11 protein-coding genes are annotated in these 16,238 nt (G+C 49.2%); 8 read left to right on the plus strand and 3 right to left on the minus strand.

Going from position 1 to position 16,238, the window contains the following annotated elements:
* Positions 1–5 precede the first annotated feature (5 nt).
* The 5 genes from H027_RS0101540 to H027_RS0101560 all read left to right on the plus strand — a co-directional run bounded on the left by H027_RS0101540 (position 6) and on the right by H027_RS0101560 (position 6,165).
* On the plus strand, positions 6–509 hold the full coding sequence (locus H027_RS0101540) for a MarR family winged helix-turn-helix transcriptional regulator (protein ID WP_024870772.1): 504 nt from the start codon (positions 6–8) through the stop codon (positions 507–509).
* 3 nt (positions 510–512) lie between these two features.
* The gene (locus H027_RS0101545; RefSeq protein ID WP_024870773.1) at positions 513–1,961 is read left to right on the plus strand and encodes an efflux transporter outer membrane subunit; all 1,449 of its coding nucleotides are present in this window, start codon (positions 513–515) and stop codon (positions 1,959–1,961) included.
* A gap of 15 nt (positions 1,962–1,976) precedes the next feature.
* Positions 1,977–3,167, plus strand: a complete 1,191-nt coding sequence (locus H027_RS0101550) for an HlyD/EmrA/EmrK family protein (RefSeq protein ID WP_024870774.1) — start codon at positions 1,977–1,979, stop codon at positions 3,165–3,167.
* Between the two features lie 12 nt (positions 3,168–3,179).
* Positions 3,180–4,697 carry a DHA2 family efflux MFS transporter permease subunit gene (locus tag H027_RS0101555; RefSeq protein ID WP_024870775.1) on the plus strand — a complete coding sequence of 506 codons (1,518 nt, stop codon included), beginning with the start codon at positions 3,180–3,182 and terminating at the stop codon, positions 4,695–4,697.
* Between the two features lie 181 nt (positions 4,698–4,878).
* On the plus strand, positions 4,879–6,165 hold the full coding sequence (locus H027_RS0101560) for an Nramp family divalent metal transporter (protein ID WP_024870776.1): 1,287 nt from the start codon (positions 4,879–4,881) through the stop codon (positions 6,163–6,165).
* A 36-nt stretch (positions 6,166–6,201) separates the two neighbouring features.
* On the opposite strand, the gene cadR is transcribed toward H027_RS0101560, so the two are convergent.
* The gene (gene cadR, locus H027_RS0101565; protein WP_024870777.1) at positions 6,202–6,636 is read right to left on the minus strand and encodes a Cd(II)/Pb(II)-responsive transcriptional regulator; all 435 of its coding nucleotides are present in this window, start codon (positions 6,634–6,636) and stop codon (positions 6,202–6,204) included.
* Between the two features lie 100 nt (positions 6,637–6,736).
* On the opposite strand from cadR, the gene H027_RS0101570 reads away from it, so the two are divergent.
* Complete coding sequence (locus H027_RS0101570; protein ID WP_024870778.1) at positions 6,737–8,872, plus strand: heavy metal translocating P-type ATPase; 2,136 nt, start codon at positions 6,737–6,739, stop codon at positions 8,870–8,872.
* A gap of 14 nt (positions 8,873–8,886) precedes the next feature.
* Positions 8,887–9,300: a GNAT family N-acetyltransferase gene (locus tag H027_RS0101575; protein WP_024870779.1), complete on the plus strand. Its 414-nt coding sequence runs from the start codon at positions 8,887–8,889 to the stop codon at positions 9,298–9,300.
* 51 nt (positions 9,301–9,351) lie between these two features.
* Here the strand turns inward: H027_RS0101575 and fumA are convergent, their stop codons facing one another.
* Together fumA and H027_RS0101585 are read right to left on the minus strand one after the other, a co-directional pair.
* On the minus strand, positions 9,352–11,001 hold the full coding sequence (fumA, locus tag H027_RS0101580) for a class I fumarate hydratase FumA (protein ID WP_024870780.1): 1,650 nt from the start codon (positions 10,999–11,001) through the stop codon (positions 9,352–9,354).
* A gap of 116 nt (positions 11,002–11,117) precedes the next feature.
* Positions 11,118–12,638 carry an anion permease gene (locus tag H027_RS0101585; RefSeq protein WP_237657915.1) on the minus strand — a complete coding sequence of 507 codons (1,521 nt, stop codon included), beginning with the start codon at positions 12,636–12,638 and terminating at the stop codon, positions 11,118–11,120.
* An 816-nt stretch (positions 12,639–13,454) separates the two neighbouring features.
* On the opposite strand from H027_RS0101585, the gene H027_RS0101590 reads away from it, so the two are divergent.
* Positions 13,455–16,232 carry a flavocytochrome c gene (locus tag H027_RS0101590; protein WP_024870782.1) on the plus strand — a complete coding sequence of 926 codons (2,778 nt, stop codon included), beginning with the start codon at positions 13,455–13,457 and terminating at the stop codon, positions 16,230–16,232.
* The last annotated feature ends 6 nt before the right edge of the window (positions 16,233–16,238 follow it).

Here is a 16,238-nt window from a genome sequence, read left to right on the forward strand (position 1 = left end):
AACTAATGTCTAAGCAAGCATCTCCTAAAATGGAACCTTTAGCAGAAAGCCTGGGTTTCTTGATTGGACACACCAATCTATTAAAAGATCGTTTATTAGATAAACATCTGGAACCGGAAGACATCACCGCCGGACAGGCAAAAGCGTTATTTAACATCTATCGTTTTAATAAAACCCGCCCTTGTGATATCGGAAAATCATTAGGTGTCGATAACAGCGCCATCACCCGCATGCTGGATCGACTCGAAAAGAAAGGGCTAATTCAACGGACGCCAGCACCGGAAGATCGTCGTGCGTTGATCATCGGCTTAACCGATAAAGGATATGAAACCATCGAACGGGCTCTGCCGCTGGCAGGCAATGCCATTGCAGAGTTAGCCCATACGTTGACCGATGAAGAACAGTCTCAACTCAAACATTGTCTGAGAAAAATTTTAGTTGCCTCTGGATGTGCTTTCGCTCAGGAGCATTATTCAGTGCCTGATTCATCCGCTGATCAGCAGGAATAAAAAATGCGCAGATATTTCATCTTATCTTCATTAACCATCGGGGTTTTATTATCCGGTTGCGCAGCGCCAGATAGTATTCATCCTAAAAATACCTTATTTGGTAATAACATTTTGGCTCATAGCCAAAGTCTGAACGCAGATAGCTTGTCTTCCGCCAACTGGCCTCAGGAAGCTTGGTGGCAGCATTTTGGCGATCAGAATCTGAACACCCTGATCAACGAAGCACTGAAAAACAGCCCGGATATGCAACTGGCTACTGCCAGATTGAGTCAGGCCGATGCGCAGGTCGCGGCAGCCGACAGTTTGTTTGATCCGACCCTCAACGCCAATGCGAGTATGAGTCGCTCCCGCCTGTCTCGGATAGAAGATTATTCCGGTCAGGGCAATCGTTTCGGCACCAGCCGTAATCTAGGTTTAAATTTTAACTACAGTTTTGATCTGTGGGGTGGAAAACGTGCGGCCTGGGAAGCCAGTGTCAATAACCTGAAAGCGGCTGAAGTCGATCAACAGGCGGCCCGCATTGCCCTTTCCAGTGGGATCACGCAAACCTATGTTCAATTAGCCAATGCCTATGCGTTAGAAGATCTGGCGAAGAAAGACCTGGATCGTAACCAGCATATGGTTGAAATCACAACCAACCTATATAAAAACGGGCTGACCTCGGAAGATCGTCTGTATGCGGCACAAAGCAGTGCTGCCAGCGCAAAACAAACACTGAAACAACGGACTTTAGCCGTCGCCCAGTTAAAAAATGCCTTAGCCGCGCTGGTGGGAACCGGCCCGGATAAAGCAGCCAGTATTGGCCGACCTAATGTCTCGGTACAGGCTGATTTCCATTTGCCAAGTGACTTACCGGCAGCCTTAATCAGCCACAGACCCGACATCACGGCTGCGCGTTGGCGTGTTGAGGCGGCCAGTAAACAAATTGATGTCGCCAAAACCCGCTTCTATCCCAATTTCAATCTGAGTGCGATGGCAGGTTTCAAATCTGTCTTAGGCGATGCGGTATTTGCAGACGTCAGCCGTTCATGGAATGTGACACCGGCTATTTCCTTGCCGATCTTTACTGCGGATCTGAAAGCGAATCTGCTGTCAAAAACGGCGGATTACGATACGGCAGTAGCACAATACAACCAGACCCTGATCCGTGCGCTGAATGAGGTTAGCGACAATGTGTTGGCGCTGAAATCTGTAGAGCAGCAATTGGTGGATGCCAAGGACAGTATGGATCTGGCCGAGAAAAGTTATCAAATCACGGAGAAACGTTATCAGGCCGGTATGGGCAGCCAACTGGAAGTCTTGATGGCGGAACAACAGGTTCTCCAGGCGGAATCTGTCTTTACTTCGCTGAAAAATCATCAGCAGGAAACACAGGTTCAGCTGATTCAGTCATTGGGGGGCGGATTTTCAATCCCAGCGTCAGCCCCTACTCAACATATCCAGAATAATTAGTTTTTGAGGTTTTCTATGAGCCATACTCAATCTGAAAAAAAGGTCTCAACACATTCCGGCCAGCGTAAAAAAAGCCTGATGATCTTCGCAGCTGCATTAATCGTTGCCGGTGTGGGCTCTGCTTACTGGTATTTCAATTACGGAGTAGGTACTGAGTCTACTGATGATGCCTATGTCAACGGCAATCTGGTTCAAATCACTCCTGAAATTGCTGGCACAGTAACCAGCATCACCGCCGATGACGGCGACTATGTGCAACAAGGCCAGGAATTGGTGCACTTTGACAGCAGCGATGCCGATATCGCGTTCGACAATGCAGAAGCCAATCTGGCGCACGTCGTCCGTCAGGTTCGTACGCTGTTTAATAATGTTGAACAAGCCAAAGCCGTTGTTGCCGAACAGAAAATTGCACTACGTAAGGCAGAGGCGGATCTTGCTCGTCGTAAAAATATGGTAAAAGCCGGCGGCCTGTCTCAGGAAGAATTAAGCCACGCACAAGACATGGCCAATTCTGCCGAGAAATCATTGGCGGTCGCAGAACAGCAGTTGAAATCACAAGAATCACTGATCAACAACACCACCGTCAGCACGCATCCTCTGGTTAAAACGGCCATTGGTCAGTTACGTCAGGCGTATCTGTCCAAACAGCGTACCAGTCTGGTCGCGCCAGTCTCTGGCTACATCGCGCGCCGTAATGTTCAGGTAGGCCAGCGTGTCACCCCGGGTTCTGCACTCATGGCGGTCGTGCCTTTGGATCAAGTATGGGTTGACGCCAATTTCAAAGAAACACAACTGACCACCATGCGCATTGACCAGCCAGCGATCGTGACTGCCGATCTCTATGGCGATAAGGTTAAATATCACGCCAAAGTGGAAAGCTTAGGGATTGGGACTGGCAGTGCGTTCTCATTGTTGCCCGCACAAAATGCAACCGGCAACTGGATCAAGGTTGTGCAGCGTCTCCCTGTCCGCATTCAGTTGGATGCAAATGACCTGAAAGCACACCCGCTTCGTGTCGGTTTGTCGATGGTGGTCGATGTTGATACGCATGATACCAGCGGTCAATTGCTGGCTCAGGCAGCACCGTCTAAACCTCGCTACCAGACGGATGTTTACACCCGTCAGATGGATGGTGCAGACACTATTATCAACCAAATCATTGCAGCTAACGATGTTCCGTCATCCACGCTCTATGTGAAGCAGTAGCAGGTCTTTGGTATGAGTCAACAGCAAGGGTTCCAGCCGGCGAATCTCGGGCTCTGTACGTTTGCAATTGCACTGGGTGTATTCATGCAGGTGCTCGACACCACCATTGCAAACGTATCGTTGCCAACGATTGCCGGCAATATGGGGGTCAGTCTCAACCAAGGCACTTGGGTGATTACCTCTTTTACAGTCAGTAATGCGATCGGCTTACCGGTTACCGCTTGGTTAAGCCGCCGCATCGGTGAAGTACACTTATATGTCGGCGCGTTGATCTTCTTCCTGACGACCTCCTTTCTTTGCGGGATATCTCAGTCGATGGGCGAATTGGTCATCTTCCGGACATTGCAAGGGTTGGCCGCCGCACCGCTTTTCCCGATGAGTCAGGTTTTGCTGATGTCTATCTTCCCGGCAGCCAAACGCAGTATGGCACTGGCTTTGTTAGGCATGGTGGCGGTCGTTGGCCCCATCGTCGGGCCCATCTTGGGTGGCTGGCTGACTTATGACTACAGTTGGCCCTGGATCTTCTTTATCAACATTCCGATTGGTATTTTTGCCGTGATGGTAGTGTTGTCTCAGTTAAAGGATCGGCCACATAAACCAGCAAATGCACCACTGGATTACATTGGTTTTAGCGCACTGATATTAGGTGTCGGCGCTTTGCAAATTGTATTGGATAAAGGTAACGACCTTGATTGGTTCAACGATCCCTGGATCATTGCCGGTACAGCCTTTGCCGCCATCATGCTGGTCTTCCTCGTGATCTGGGAACTGACAGATGATCACCCGATTATCAATCTGCGACTGTTTTCGAATCGTAATTTCCGGATCGGTACCATATTGCTGACATTGGGTTATGCCGGGTTCTTTAGTATTAACCTGATCCTACCGCAGTGGTTACAAAGTCAGATGGGATACACCTCGGTTTGGGCTGGTCTCGCAGCCGCGCCCATGGGTGTCATACCTCTGTTTTTGACCCCGGTTTTAGGCCGTCTGGGCCCCAAACTCGATATGCGGAAATTGGCTGCGCTTTCGTTTCTGGTGATCAGCCTGAGCTGTTTCTTCCGCTCAAACTTTACCACCGATGTTGATTTCCACACGGTTGCACTCATTCAGCTCTTTATGGGAATTGGTATTTCGCTGTTCTTCATGCCAATGACCACGATCCTGCTCTCGGATCTGACAGGTGCAGCCATTGCGGATGCGGCGTCGTTATCGACCTTTATTCGAACTTTAGGTGCCAGTTTTGCCTCTTCCATTACCACTTGGTTCTGGACACACAATGCGAGCCTGCACCATTCGATACTGGCCGAGCCGATTAATTTGTATAACCCGCTGGCGGCGGCGTTCCAGGGTCGTAACTCAGGCACGGCATTGATGAGTATCAACAACACCATCAATCATCAGTCGTATATGCTTTCTACGCTGGATCTGTTTGATATTCTGATGTGGTTGTTTGTGGCACTGATCCCTTTTGTTTTCCTGACTTCACGTCCAAGGGCAACTCAAGGGGGTGGCGGAGCCGCACATTAACATTCAACCTTCTAGGCGGGGTTCTCCCGCCTTTTTTCTGCCTCTTGATCGTCCCTGACTTCCCTCCATCCCTTGCGATTGATAGCCATCGCCTATGACATTAATTATTCCCACCAATGAGAATAAATCTCATTTAAGCGTATACTATTAGTATATCCACGATTGTGACAGGATGTTTCTTATGCTCAGTGCCATGTCAGATGACCGAGTAAGACTTCAGGCGCAGAAGGCGTTTGTTACCCCTAAAAAACAGATCAGCCTGAAGAATATTCTTCCCTTTATTGGCCCAGCCATGATTGCTGCGGTGGCTTATATCGATCCCGGTAATTTTGCGACCAATATTGAAGCGGGTTCCCGCTATGGATATTCCCTGCTGTGGGTGATCTTATTTGCGAACATAATGGCGATGTTGATCCAGACATTGTCTGTCCGGCTAGGATTGGCAACAGGGAAAAATCTGCCGCAGTTGATCCGACAGCACTATTCGCCCAAAGTCGTCTGGTTTTATTGGGTACAGGCTGAAATTGTGGCCATTGCGACCGATCTGGCGGAGTTTCTGGGCGCATCGCTGGCCTTCAATTTGTTGTTCGGCATGTCGTTATTTGAAGGTGCTTTATTAACCGGCGTCATCACTTATGCCGTGCTTTATTTGCAGCGCTATGGTTTCAGAACGCTGGAGCTGGTTATCGCGGCAATGATCATGGCGGTCTCGCTGGGTTTTGCTTTCCAATTAGTCAGCACCCAGCCCGATAGCCACGCCGTGCTGCAAGGTCTGGTGATACCGCAATTTCCTGACTCTTACGCTGTTTATCTGGCGGCAGGCATGTTAGGTGCCACGGTGATGCCGCATGTGATTTATCTGCATTCTGCTTTGGCGCAAAACCGGATCATCACTGGGAACGATGCTCATCGTATCACGGCCATGCGCTATTACCGGTTGGATGTGTTTATTGGCATGAGCTTAGCCGGGCTGATCAATATGGCGATTCTGTTGCTGGCAGCCGCAGTGTTTTTCTCACGGGGAGAACACAACATTGCCTCGATTTCTGATAGCTATAAATTGCTGACGATTGTACCGGGCGAAACATTACCACAAATCATTTTTGGTGTGACGTTACTGATCAGTGGCCTCTCCTCTTCCATTGTCGGCACGCTTTCTGGCCAGGTGATCATGCAGGGGTTTGTGCAGTTTACCATTCCCCTCTGGTTACGCCGGGCAATAACCATGGTGCCTGCACTGGTCATCATCATGCTGGGATTGTCTGAGCAAAAAGTATTGGTCTTCAGCCAGGTAATTTTAAGTTTTGGTATCCCGTTTGCTTTGATCCCTTTGGTCTATTTCACGGCGAAAAAGTCGCTAATGGGGAATCTGGTCAATCAGAAATGGGTCACGTTTTGTGGCGTGTTATCGGCTGTCGTGATCATTATCCTGAATATTTATGTGATCAGTTACAGTCTGCTGGTTTAACACTGACAGAGATACCTCCCGCCGGGGTATCTCTGCTTATTTACTCAGATGACTGTGGTGCTCCGTTTTTTCCGGCAATGCCAACGCTGACAAGCCTTGTACGATCCCGCATTCAGCAATTCCTTGCTGTTGCTGGCAACTCTCCCGCAGTGTTCTTAATTGACCCACTAACAGATTAAGTTCGGCAATACGATCTTCAATATGGTGGATATGCTCATCCAGTATCAGATTGACCGATTCGCAGCTTTCGGCATGAGCATCGACCAATGAGATCAACTGTCGGATCTCATCATGCGACATATCAAATGCCCGGCAATTGCGGATGAAACGTAAACGCTCCAGATGGAGTGCCTGATATTCCCGATAGTTGCTTTCTGTGCGCAGCGCCAACGGCAGCAACCCGATTTTCTCGTAAAACCGAATCGTCTCTACCGAACAATGGGTCAGTTTCGCTAATTCGCCAATTTTCATTATTCTCTCTTTTTGCCGCTTGACTCTATAGTTACTATAGGGTGTTAACTGATAAAAGCTATCATTTATCGGTTTCATCGTGTTGTCGGAGACGTTGGATATGGGACAACCAGAGATTAAGAAAATCAGTAAAATTTCCACCCCGGCGGCGGGTCATCCGTTTACGCCAGGTAAACGCAATGCGGTACGTCGCCCTTCCGTCGAATCTGCTTCAGAACAGGCCTCGCCGGCATTGAATGTCAGCGGCATTAGCTGTGGCTGTGGATCTTGCGATGATGAACCACAAACCAGTGAACCTTCGCCAGTTAAGGTTGAAGCGATAAGTTGCGGTTGCAGCACCTGCGGTGAAACAGAGACGGCCCCTTCAGACACGGAACAGAATTTCATATCAGCCGCTAACCAGAAACTGCTCGTGGCTGGTCTGTTTGCTGTTGCCGCAGAAGCCATCAGTTGGTTTGGCTTTTCCGAATGGCTGGCCGCCCTATTTGCACTGATTGCCGTCGGATTCAGTGGTGCCACCACCTATAAAAAAGGCTGGCAATCGTTACGACGTTTTGACCCCAACATGCATGCCTTGATGAGTATTGCCGTCACCGGCGCTTGCCTGCTGGGCCAATGGCCAGAAGCCGCCATGGTGATGGTGCTGTTTAATATTGCTGAATATCTAGAAGGAAAATCGCTGGCGCGTGCTCGAAATGCCATTCGGGAACTGATGTCACTGACCCCCGGACAGGCCTTGGTACAGCAAGCCGATGGCACCTGGCATGCTCGTGATACGCATACCGTGAAAATTGATGAGATTGTCAGAGTGAAACCCGGTGTCCGAATTCCTTTAGACGGCATCGTTATCCGGGGAAGTTCCAGCATTGATCAAGCCCCTATTACCGGTGAGAGTTTGCCGGTGGAAAAAAAGGAAGGCGATGTCGTCTATGCAGGCACCATCAATCAGCAAGGCTCTTTCGATTACCGGGTCACCACGACAACCCAACACACCCTGCTCGCCCGGATCATCCAATCGGTCGAACAGGCACAAGGCAAACGCGCCCCGATTCAACGCTTGGTTGATCGTTTCGCTCGGATCTACACGCCGATCATACTGGGGATCGCCATTTTAGTGGCGTGCATCCCTCCGTTGTTTTTTGCCGCACCTTGGTTTCCTTGGATCTATAAAGCGCTGGTGCTATTGGTCATCGGTTGCCCTTGTGCATTAGTGTTATCGACGCCTGTGGCGATTGTCACCGCATTATCTGTGGCTGCCCGTAACGGCATTCTGATTAAGGGTGGACACTACCTTGAGCTGGGCCGACGCCTTGAGGTATTGGCACTGGATAAAACGGGAACGCTTACCCGCGGTAAACCCGAACTAACTGATGTGATCCCTCTGGCTGATGAACATCGTGACAACTGCCTGCACTTGGCGGCGGCACTGGCGGCACATTCCGATCACCCGGTGTCTCAGGCCATTGCTAAAGGGGCTGCATCAGCGACAGATTTCCACGTTGAAAATATAACTGCATTAAGTGGTTCAGGCATTCAGGGGATGGTGAATGAACATCACCTGCGTATCATTAACCCCAAAGCACTGGCCGCTACCATCGGACAGCCGCTCGCGTTCTCCGAACAAATCACACAACTGGAACAGCAAGGTAAAACCGTGGTGGTGCTGGTGAAAAATGAGCTGCCACTGGCACTGTTTGCGGTCGCTGATACGCTGAAAACCAGTAGCCAGCAAGCGGTTGAGGAATTGCATCGCCTGCGGATCCAGACCGTGATGCTAACCGGCGATAACGCATATACCGCGGCACAAATAGCATCACAAGCCCATATTGACCAGGTTTTCAGTAACCAGTTACCCGAAGACAAACTGAAGCACATTGCACAACTTAGCCAGCAGAAAACGGTGGGAATGGTTGGCGACGGAATTAATGACGCTCCGGCTCTGGCGCGGGCTCATATCGGGTTCGCAATGGGTGGCATGGGCAGTGACACCGCGATTGAAACGGCTGATATCGCCCTGATGGACGATGACTTGCGTAAAATTCCGCTGTTTGTACGACTCTCACTGGCAACCTGGCGCAATATGCTGCAGAACATCACGGCTGCACTGGGGATCAAAATGCTATTTCTGATAGCCACATTACTGGGTTTGGGTACATTGTGGATGGCTGTTTTTGCCGATGTTGGCACCAGCCTGTTGGTCGTGGCCAATGCCATGCGACTATTGCGCTTTAAGTAGAGGGATTAGAGAACATGACCATTCGTTATGCCGTTAATGAACATATTACGTCAACCCAGTTTATCGATTTACTGAAAGAAACCACCTTGGGTGGACGTCGCCCGGTTGATGATGCCGAACGCATTCAGGGTATGTTGGATCACGCCAATCTCATGGTCACAGCCTGGCAGGATGACAGACTGGTCGGTATTGCCCGCTCAGTCACTGATTTTCATTTTTGCTGTTATCTGTCTGATCTGGCGGTATCGGAAAAAGTACAGGCCACCGGGATCGGCAAGGAACTGATACGCCAGACTTTTCTGCAATTAAAACCCGGCTGTAAACTGAACTTACTGGCTGCACCACAGGCGGTTAATTACTATCCTAAAATCGGTCTGACACGGCATGACAGCGCCTGGATATTGGATGATATCAGCGCACTGAAATAAAAAAACCAGTGATCAACCGATCACTGGCCTTTCTCTATCTACCACAAACAATCACTTCTTGCTGCAAGTGCCACATTGTTGGCTCTGGATCTGCTGGAAGAAATCGTTGCCTTTATCATCGACCAGAATGAATGCCGGGAAGTTTTCCACTTCAATTTTGTAGATCGCTTCCATACCCAATTCAGGGTATTCCACACATTCCAGACTCTTGATGCTCTGTTGCGCCAGCACAGCAGCCGGGCCGCCAATGCTACCCAGATAGAAACCACCGTGTTTATGACAGGCATCGGTTACCTGCTGACTGCGGTTGCCTTTCGCCAACATGATCATGCTGCCGCCATGCGATTGCAGCAGATCAACATAAGAATCCATGCGCCCTGCCGTCGTTGGGCCTAGAGAACCTGAAGCATAACCTTCCGGCGTTTTGGCCGGGCCTGCGTAATAGATCGGGTGATCTTTCACGTATTGCGGTAAACCTTCACCGTTATCGATACGCTCTTTCAGCTTCGCATGAGCAATATCGCGCGCCACGATGATGGTACCTGACAACGACAGACGTGTTGAAACCGGATATTGAGACAACTGCGCCAAAATCTCCTTCATCGGGCGGTTCAGATTCACCTGCACGGCTTCACCTTCCCCCTGTTGACGCAGTTCTTCCGGGATGAACTGACCAGGATTTGTTTCCAGTTTCTCGATCCAGATACCATCGCGGTTAATTTTCGCTTTGATGTTACGATCCGCCGAGCAGGAAACGCCCATCGCCAGCGGGCAGGATGCGCCGTGGCGTGGCAAACGGATCACGCGGATATCATGCGCGAAATATTTACCGCCAAATTGAGCACCCAGCCCCAGATTCTGTGCTTCTTTCAGCAACTCTTGTTCCAACTGAACATCACGGAACGCCTGACCATGTTCATTCCCTTCCGTTGGCAGACCATCATAATAACGGGCAGAAGCCAGTTTCACAGTTTTCAGTGCGTTGTCGGCGGATGTGCCGCCAATAACGAAGGCAATATGATATGGCGGGCACGCAGCGGTACCCAATGAGCGCATCTTGTCCACCAGGAATTTTTTCAGTTTTTCCGGTGTCAGCAGTGCTTTAGTTTCCTGATAGAGATAAGTTTTGTTGGCGGAACCACCCCCTTTGGCAATACACAGGAATTTGTATTCGCCCCCATCCACGCTATACAGGTCGATCTGCGCCGGCAGGTTAGTACCGGTGTTAATTTCCTTATACATATCCAGCGCCACTGTCTGAGAATAGCGCAGATTTTGTTCGGTATAGGTATTGTAAACACCACGCGTCAACGCAGCTTCGTCGCCACCACCGGTCCAGACACGCTGACCTTTTTTCCCCATAATGATAGCCGTGCCGGTGTCCTGACAGGTTGGCAGCACACCTTTGGCGGCGATTTCTGAGTTACGCAGGAATTGCAGTGCTACGTATTTGTCGTTTTCACTGGCTTCCGGATCGTCCAGAATCGCGGCAACTTGCTGCTTATGGGAAGTCCGCAGTAGAAAAGAGGCATCGTAGAAAGCCTGTTGCGCCAGTAGCGTCAAACCTTCCGGCGCGACTTTCAGGATCTCCTGACCTTCAAATTCGCTGACTGAAACGTAATCGCGAGTCAGCAGATAGTATTCGGTATCGTCTTTAGCGAGGGGAAATGGATCTTGATAATGAAAAGGCTTATTCGACATTGCTGTATTCTCTCATCATTTTTATGGCACTTTAGCAAAAATTTTCTTCTCTGCGAGAAGTTGCTGGCGTTAATTGCAAAATGATAGCAGCCGCCTGGAAGGGCGGCTGTTCATAATCAGAACATCATCACCATCCATGGATAGCCGATGACTAACAAGGCTACCAGGAAGATGGCACCAAAAATGGTTCCCAGTCGCCAGTAATCCGCTGTTGGCAGATAACCGCTACCATAGTAAATCGGGCTCGGACCAGTGCCATATGGGGTAATAACACCCATAACCCCCAGAGAGGTGACCATCAACAGACAGAACACCTGCATGTTGATCCCCGGAATGGTCGCACCAATCGTCAGTACCGCAGGCAGCAGCGCCGTGGTGTGTGCGGTGGTGCTGGCAAACAGATAATGCAGCAGGTAGAACGCCAACAACAACACAATAGTAGCCATAGTGGGCGAAATACCATTCATCAATGTACCGCCCTCTTTGCCCAACCAGGCAATGAAACCGGTCGCAGAAAGGCCGTCAGCCAGAGCTACCAGCGTCGCAAACCAGAAAAAGGTGTTCCACGCCGCTTTATTGCCCGTAATATCATTCCATTCCAGCACACCCGTCCATAACATCAGACCGATGATCAGTAATGCGGCCATTGCTGGTTCAATGAAGTTTGCAGCAAAAATCCACATGATCAACGCCGCACACACAAACACCAGCAGCAGCAATTCGTTACGGCTCAACCGACCCAGCTTAGCCAGTTCGGCACTCGCCCAGCGAGGTACTTCATCATTAAATTTCACTTCTGGCGGATAGAAAATATAAGCCAGCAGCGGCATAGTCAGGATCAACAGAATACCCAATGGCAGGAAGGCTACAAACCAGTTTCCCCAGGTAATATTGATGCCCACAGTGCTCTTGACCAGTGCCAGTGCCAGCAGATTCGGCGCCAAAGCAGACAGGAACATCGAACTGGTGATACAGGTTGCCGTAATGGCCACCCACATCAGGTAAGAACCGATCTTGCGGGCACTTGGATCATGAGGTTTTGAGCCATACAACGGTGGCAGGTTGGCAATAATCGGGAAGATCGTGCCACCACTGCGTGCCGTGTTAGAGGGTGTAAACGGAGCCAGCAGCAAATCAGCAAAGGTGATCGCATAACCCAGCGTCAGGCTGCGACGGCCAAGATATTTCACCAGAATCAGCGCCAGACGGCGGCCGAAACGGGTCTTATCATAGCCAGCCGCAAACATGAAGGCGCCAAAAATCAGCCACACGGTTGAATTGCCAAATCCACTGACAGCCCATTTGAATGACTGTGCCGCCAGTTTGAATTTAGGCGCCGCCATTTGTTCAGGGCTGAACAACACCCATTGGCTCGTCAGCGCAATAGCAACAACCCCGGTCAAACCAATCACCGCCCCCGGCAACGGTTCGAAGATCAGGCCAACAATGACGCCGACAAAAATGGCAAAGTAATACCAGGCGTAAGGATGTAACCCTGTTGGCACTGGCACCACCAACAACAGCGCAGTGACCACGAACGGTAACAACAAAAACAGGAGGCGGTTTTTCTTGCCGCCTGCTACCTTGTCGGCCTTATCGCCTGATTTGGCATCAATTGGAACGCTTATTTCTTTCATAGTGTTTATCTACTGTAGTTGAGAATTTCGGTTTTCCGGTATGCCATAGTTGTTACCTTGAAAAACTATGACGTCCTGCAATTAATTCCGCTTAATTTAATTACTTTAGTTTTTTTAATTAATTTAGTTTCAAAAGGGTGACATTTAAAATTTATTGACCTAGACAAATACAGATTAATAAACAAGATCATTTCTCGCTTATATATTCAGTATAATCACTTCAAAAAACACAGACTGTTGATCTTGATCAAAAATAAACAACAATAAATAAAACACAACAATTAAATAAATAATTATGTGAAACAACACCTGATTTTAATTAATAAAAAAGACACCCCATATCATGGGTGTTTCAGCACAAATAATTATTAACTTTGATTTATCACCAGATTACCAGATTTCTAACAAACACAAAAATACAGGCGAGCAACAAGATAAATACCATAAAAATCAATAAAATAAAAACACAACAAAGAAACTTTGTTAAAATTGTTAATAGATTTGTCATTTAATGTTGCCTTTTATTTTTAAACCATCGCATTTAAATAAATATGAATTACCAAACACGAAAAAAAGTTATTTAACTAAAGTAAGCAACTCTCAAATCAAAAAATAAAATACTATAAATCCCATACGTTGACTGAATTCAACCAAGACCAATCAATCTCGATTGGCAACAAAAGTTAACCAGTTTTTAAAATTAGTTTTTATTGCAATAAGAATTACCCCTATACCATTCTGAAATTATAAAAATATTCAACGGGAACCAGTTTCTTAAATCTATCTATTAAGTTTTTTAGTTTGGAGATGATATTTATGTACTCTAAAAACGACATTCTGAGTCCATTCACTCTTCCCAATGGCATTCAACTGAAAAACCGCATTCTGATGGCCCCCATGACCACGTGTACCGGTTATTTCGACGGCAGTGTGACCAACGAGTTGGTTGAATACTACCGCGAACGTGCTGGCAGCATTGGTACGGTGATCGTTGAGTGTGGTTTTGTTGATGACCGAGGGCTCGCATTTCCTGGTGCAATCGGCATCGACGACGACAATAAAATTGAAGGCTTGGCGAAAATTGCCGAAGCGATCCAATCCAAAGGCTCTAAAGCCATTCTGCAAATCTATCACGGCGGCCGCATGGTCGAACCGTCACTGATTGGTGGCCGTACACCAGTTGGTCCGAGTGCCATTGCAGCACCGCGTGATGGCGCGGCCACACCAGAAGCCCTGACAGCCGAAGAAGTGGAAGGCATGGTCACCAAATTTGGTGAAGCCGTCCGACGTGCCATCAAAGCCGGTTTTGACGGTGTCGAAATTCACGGCGCTAACACCTATTTGATCCAGCAATTCTTCTCGCCCAACTCCAATCAACGTGACGACCAATGGGGTGGCAGCCGGGAAAATCGCGCCCGCTTCCCATTAGCGGTGCTGGAAATCACCCGGAAAATGGTGCGCCAATATGCGACACCGGCATTCATCATTGGTTATCGTTTCTCTCCAGAAGAGATGGAAGTGCCTGGTATTCGCTTTGATGACACCCTGTTCCTGCTGGAAAAACTGGCCGAGTTAGGCCTGCATTACCTGCATTTCTCCATGGGCTATACCTTACGTCCGTCCATCGTTGATAAAAATGATGCCACGCCGCTGATTCATAAGTATGTGCAGATGCGTTCTGAGACACTGGCACAAATTCCTGTTATAGGGGTCGGTGGTATTATCAATAAATCAGACGCTGAACTTGCCATCGAAAACGGCTATGACCTTATTGCCGTTGGGAAAGCCTGCATCGCCTACCCTGACTGGACGGATCGCATCGCCCGGGGTGAAACGCTGGAATTATTCATCGACAGCACACAGCGTGAGGAATTAACCATTCCTGAACCGCTCTGGCGTTTCTCACTGGTTGACGCCATGATCCGTGACCTGAGCAGCATGCCGACCGGCAAATTCAAAAGCGGCGTATTTCAGGAAAAAGTTCAGGCTGATGATCATGAACTGATGATTCATGTCAATCTGGAAACAGACCGGATTGCCGATATTCATCTGGAATCTCACGCGGATCTCGACGTTACTTTTGTTTCCAGCTTTGAAACGATCCGTTCCCGCATTCTCGATGCCAACACACCGCTGGTTGACGCCGTTTCTGGTGCCACCACACAGAGTGAAGCGGTGAAAAAAGCGGTGACGAAGGCGATGGCCAAATCCTGCAAAGCCTTGGCACTTGAAGAAGGCGGTAGCCTAGAACCACCTCACTATGATGTGGTTGTACTCGGTAGTGGTGGTGCAGGTCTGGCGGCAGCCATTCAGGCCAGCGACCGCGATGCCAGTGTGCTGATTGTTGAAAAAATGCCGAGCCTTGGCGGCAATACGCTCAAGGCCTCTGTCGGTATGAACGCCGCAGGTACCCGCTTCCAGAAAATGCAAGGGATCAATGACTGTAAAGAAAAGTTCTACCATGAAAGCCTGAAAGGCGGAAAAGGGATGAACAACCCGGCATTACTGCGCAGCTTCGTTGATAATGCAGCCGAAGCCATCGAATGGCTGGCGGATCGTAACATTGTGCTGAACGATATCACCATCACGGGGGGAATGAGTATTGACCGTACTCACCGTCCGGCGGATCGTTCTGCTGTTGGCGGCTTCCTGATCAGTGGGCTGGTGCGCAACATCAACCAACGTGAAATTGATGTCATGCTGGATACGGATGTCATCGAAATTCTGATGGAAAATGGGGCCGTCAGCGGTTTGCAGGTCAAGAATGATGACGGTGAAGTGCTCACCATTCATACGAAAAGCCTTGTCGTGGCCACCGGTGGTTTCAGCGCCAATCATGACATGGTTGTAAAATACCGTCCGGAACTTAAAGGCTTTGTGACAACCAATCACAAAGGGGCTACGGGTTCAGGCATTGCGTTGCTGGAAAAGATCGGAGCCGGTACTGTCGACATGGGTGAAATCCAGATCCACCCAACCGTTGAACAAACCACCTCTTATCTGATCTCGGAAGCGATCCGCGGTGGTGGTGCAATTCTGGTCAATCAGAAAGGCGAACGTTTCTTTAATGAACTGGAAACCCGTGACAAAGTTTCCGCCGCCATCATTGGCTTACCGGAACACTATGCCTATATCGTCTTTGACGAGCAGGTTCGTCTGAATAATAAAGCAGCAGATGAATACATTGGCCGGGGCTTTGTCGTCAGTGCCGACAGTCCACGTCAGTTGGCTGAAAAACTGGGTCTCGACATGCACACCTTCCTGGCCACACTGGAACGTTACAATGTCTTTGTGGAAAAACAGCACGACGAAGATTTTGGCCGTCAGACGGCACTGCGTCATCCAATTCATGAAGGTCCGTTCTACGCAATCCAGATTGCACCGGGTGTCCATCACACCATGGGTGGTGTCACCATCAACACCAACACGGAAGTGTTGGATGTGAATCAGCAGGTGATTCCGGGAATTTTCGCGGCAGGTGAAGTGACCGGCGGTCTCCACGGCGGTAACCGGATTGGCGGGAATGCGGTGGCGGATATCATCATCTTCGGTACGATGGCCGGACGAAACGCCGCCACCTGGGCGCGTAACTAATGACGA

This window comes from Tolumonas lignilytica, from assembly GCF_000527035.1.
Classification (GTDB): Bacteria; Pseudomonadota; Gammaproteobacteria; order Enterobacterales; family Aeromonadaceae; genus Tolumonas; species Tolumonas lignilytica.